The organism is Rhodococcus sp. EPR-134 (assembly GCF_001647205.1).
Classification (GTDB): Bacteria; Actinomycetota; Actinomycetes; order Mycobacteriales; family Mycobacteriaceae; genus Rhodococcus_F; species Rhodococcus_F qingshengii.
In genome coordinates this window covers 1-3,590 of record NZ_LVCT01000287.1, presented here as the reverse complement: position 1 = coordinate 3,590, position 3,590 = coordinate 1, and the positions used below count along the sequence as shown (strand labels likewise).

Sequence of the window (3,590 nt, the reverse complement as noted above, 5' to 3'; positions counted from 1 at the left end):
CGGTGGTCAGAGGCAGCGAGGCAGCACACGCGTCAGGGTCGTCTGCCTTGGAAACGATGAGGTCGGTATGACCGTCCCGATGGGTGACGACACCCACGCGACGACCGGAAGACAGAACAAAATCCTTGCGCGTCCCGATCCCCGGTAGTGGGGTGACTTCTACGTTCATACACCAACGGTAGCGCCGATCGGTGACCTGCATCGCGGGAGGGCCGTTATCCGCGGGGAGCACTTCGCGGCGAGCGAACCGGCGACCTACCGAACCGGCGAAAACACGCCGTTCTCGCCCGGAAAATACTCGACGACAGCGGTGACGGCTGCGACGGGAATCGGGGCGTACAGATGCGGGAATCGCATCGATTCCGGGTCCGAGGGGACACCCGGTTCGTACTTGACCTGACCGACGAGCAAGGCCGGATCGATAGCCAGAAGGACTATGTCGTCACGGCCGGCAAAGATCCGATTGGCCGGGAGATGAACTTGCGCCGGAGTCGACATGTGGACAAATCCCTCCGCCTCGAATCCGTCGGGGATACGTTCACCGAGCTGTTGTGCCCGCGCCCACTCCTCGCGCGTGCACATGTGGAGCAACTCGACGCTCTCGTCGACAAGTGGTTCGCGTCCCGGGTTCATCCGCCCAGAATATCGGGCTGAGGTCGGCGATCCGAATCAGCTGTCAGCGAACAATCTTCACCCGAGAATGCCTGCCCAGCGCATTTCCAGTGAGACACAACACTAAGAAACGCCTTCGGGAACAACCCGTAAACCCCAAACGTCTGTAAGAGTGGATCTACCGCGCCATTCCGACGCGGCGGACCAGGCCCCAGGCACGCGGCCCGAATGCCGCAAAGCCAGTACGGAGGAGTCATGCCCGGAACACTGACCAGCCCACAGTTGACCGCTGCCGACCGGTGCGACCGGTGCGGTGCCGGAGCACGCGTACGCGCCGTGCTTCCCACCGGCGGCGAGCTTCTCTTCTGCGGACACCACGCAACCGAACACGCGGATCGACTTCGCGAGATGAATGCCGTCGTCTCCGAAAGCGAACCCGCAATCTGACCTGTCAGCCGGGGGTGGCCTCTTCACGAGGCGCGCCATGAACGCCAGAACGGGCGATCACAGTCACTGTGATCGCCCGTTCTGCCGTTCCGGGGCCGCAAGCACGCGAAGCGTGCGGGACCGGTATCGGCTGCTACCAGCTGCGGAGAATCGCGATGCGTTCGGTCAGCTGATCGACAGTAGCGATGGCCGTCGGCGGACCGCCGCACACCCGGCGCAGTTCCGCGTGAATGATGCCGTGCGGCTTACCAGTGCGGTGAACGTTCATCGCCACCAACCCGTTGAGCTCCTTGCGGAGCGCACCGAGCTGATCTGCCGTGGCCGCTCGATCGGATACCACTGCCGCCGTGGGTTGCGGGGCGGCGGCCTTGGCCGAGTTGGCCTCGACCTGCGTCTGCTGGCGTTGACGCAGCAATGCCCGCATCTGATCGGCGTCGAGTAGGCCTGGCAGACCGAGGTAGTCGGCTTCCTCGTCACTTCCGGCGAATGTCGCGGTACCGAAGGATGATCCGTCGTAGATCACCTGGTCGAGTTCGGCATCGGCGCCCAGGGACGTGAACGCCTTCTCCTCCTCGCCCAGCTCGTCCTTCTGCTAGTTCGCATCGGCGAGCAGGTCGTCTTCGAGGCCGTCCTTCTCACGATGCGGCTTGCCGAGTACGTGATCACGCTGGGCCTCGAGCTGTGCGGCAAGGTCGAGAAGCACCGGCACCGACGGCAGGAAGACGCTGGCAGTTTCGCCCTTACGACGCGAACGTACGAAGCGCCCGATCGCCTGAGCGAAGTACAGCGGAGTCGACGCGCTGGTCGCGTACACACCGACCGCCAGACGGGGAACGTCGACGCCCTCGGACACCATGCGGACCGCGACCATCCATTTCTGGTCGCTCGCACCGAATTCGGCGATTCGCTTGGACGCGGTGGGGTCGTCGGACAGCACGACGGCCGGCTGTTCGCCGGTGATCGCGGTCAGGGCCTTCGCGTACTCGCGGGCCACTGTCTGGTCCGTCGCGATGACAAGTCCGCCGGCATCGGGCATACCGGTACTGCGCAGCTGCGCCAAACGGGTGTCTGCTGCTTGCAGCACGGCAGGAATCCAGTCGCCGGCAGGGTCCAAGGCCGTACGCCAGGCCCGAGTCGTCTGCTCGGCGCTCAGCGGCTCGCCGAGTCGAGCGGTGAATTCCTCGCCGGCGTTGTTTCGCCACCGTGCCTCGCCCGAGTAGGCGAGAAACACGACGGGGCGAACCACGCCGTCCTTGAGGGCATCCGAATATCCGTAGGAGTGGTCGGCTTTCGAGCGGAGCAGACCTTCCTTGTCCGGCTCGTACTCGACAAAAGGAATGGCACTGTCGTCACTGCGGAACGGGGTTCCGGTCAGTGCGAGACGCCTGGTCGCGTCGCCAAACGCTTCACGAATGGCGTCGCCCCAGCTCTTGGCGTCGCCGCCGTGGTGGATCTCGTCGAGGATGACCAGCGTCTTGCGGCCCTCGGTCCGCACACGATGCTTCGACGGGTGCGAGGCAACCTGGGCGTAGGTCAGCACGACGCCGTGATAGTCACTCGAGGTCTGGCCGGTCGAGTTGGAGAACCGCGAGTCCAATGCGAGGCCGGAGCGCTGTGCGGACTCCGCCCACTGGTGTTTGAGGTGCTCGGTCGGCGCCACGACGGTTATCTGGTCGACCGTCCGGTCACGGAGCAATTCCGAAGCTACCCGCAGAGCGAAGGTGGTCTTACCTGCTCCCGGCGTTGCGACCGCCAGAAAGTCACGCGGACTGCTGGAAAGGTACTTGGTCAGTGCACGGCGCTGCCATGCACGAAGGGAACCGGTAGGGGCGCCAGGTTGGGTTCCCGCGGATTGAGCTCCGGCGGGTTCGGGCGACTTGCCGAACTCGGCTGCCACGGTCTCAGACGTCATAGGCCGCGCCTCCACTGGAATCGCACTGTTGTCTCGCGCTCCTCGAATTTTCATCAATGTCCGGCGACGAGCCTAGCCGCCGCCACCGACGAAAGCCGCACTCGAAGCGCGTACTCATGGCCGTTCTCACTCCGGCCGGCGAGGTTTCGCTTCTCTCGCATCCTGCCGACCTGCACGCGAATTGTCTCAGAAATGTGCGACACGTCGGCGCCATGGTTGGGCAACCGGGTGTGTCGTCAGGGATGCTGGAGACATCATGAGTGAAGCGCGAGGCGAGAAGTCGAGCGGAAGTGATCTGCACCACCGCAGATGGCATCCGCTACGCCGCACCGGGCAGTTGATCGGTCGAACCCTGAGCAAGGCCTGGGACGATTCCATCTTCGGAAAGGCGGCTACGGCCGCGTTCTGGCAAACGCTGTCGCTTGCTCCCCTGCTGCTCGGCCTTCTGGGAATGATCGGCTACATCGGTGGGTGGTTCGGACCCAACACCGTCGAGATCATCGAATCCAAGATCGTCACGTTCAGCGGAACGATCTTCAGCGAAAGCGTCGTCGACCAGATCATCCGCCCGACGGTGACGGACGTCCTTCAGCGCGGACGCCCGGAGATCATCTCGGTG

At 64.1% G+C, this 3,590-nt stretch carries 2 protein-coding genes and 3 pseudogenes; 2 read left to right on the top strand and 3 right to left on the bottom strand.

Annotated elements, in window-relative coordinates; all coding sequences use genetic code 11:
- Together A2J01_RS35095 and A2J01_RS13205 are read right to left on the bottom strand one after the other, a co-directional pair.
- Nucleotides 1-169 (bottom strand): annotated as a pseudogene (locus A2J01_RS35095) (potassium transporter TrkA); the annotation flags it as partial.
- Nucleotides 170-255: 86 nt separating this feature from the next.
- A complete protein-coding gene (locus A2J01_RS13205; protein WP_064112866.1) occupies nucleotides 256-633 on the bottom strand; it encodes a DUF952 domain-containing protein in 378 nt (125 codons plus the stop codon).
- A gap of 234 nt (nucleotides 634-867) precedes the next feature.
- On the opposite strand from A2J01_RS13205, the gene A2J01_RS13200 reads away from it, so the two are divergent.
- Nucleotides 868-1,059: a DUF7455 domain-containing protein gene (locus A2J01_RS13200; protein WP_003942643.1), complete on the top strand. Its 192-nt coding sequence runs from the start codon at nucleotides 868-870 to the stop codon at nucleotides 1,057-1,059.
- Between the two features lie 133 nt (nucleotides 1,060-1,192).
- Here the strand turns inward: A2J01_RS13200 and A2J01_RS13195 are convergent.
- Nucleotides 1,193-2,971: pseudogene (locus tag A2J01_RS13195) on the bottom strand (DEAD/DEAH box helicase).
- 256 nt (nucleotides 2,972-3,227) lie between these two features.
- Between A2J01_RS13195 and A2J01_RS13185 the strand changes: the two are divergent.
- A pseudogene (locus A2J01_RS13185) lies at nucleotides 3,228-3,590 on the top strand (YihY/virulence factor BrkB family protein); the annotation flags it as partial.

Coding starts and splice junctions, on each gene's coding strand:
- A2J01_RS13205 (WP_064112866.1), bottom strand. CDS start 633: ATGAACCCGGGACGCGAACCACTTGTCGACGAGAGCGTCGAGTTGCTC.
- A2J01_RS13200 (WP_003942643.1), top strand. CDS start 868: ATGCCCGGAACACTGACCAGCCCACAGTTGACCGCTGCCGACCGGTGC.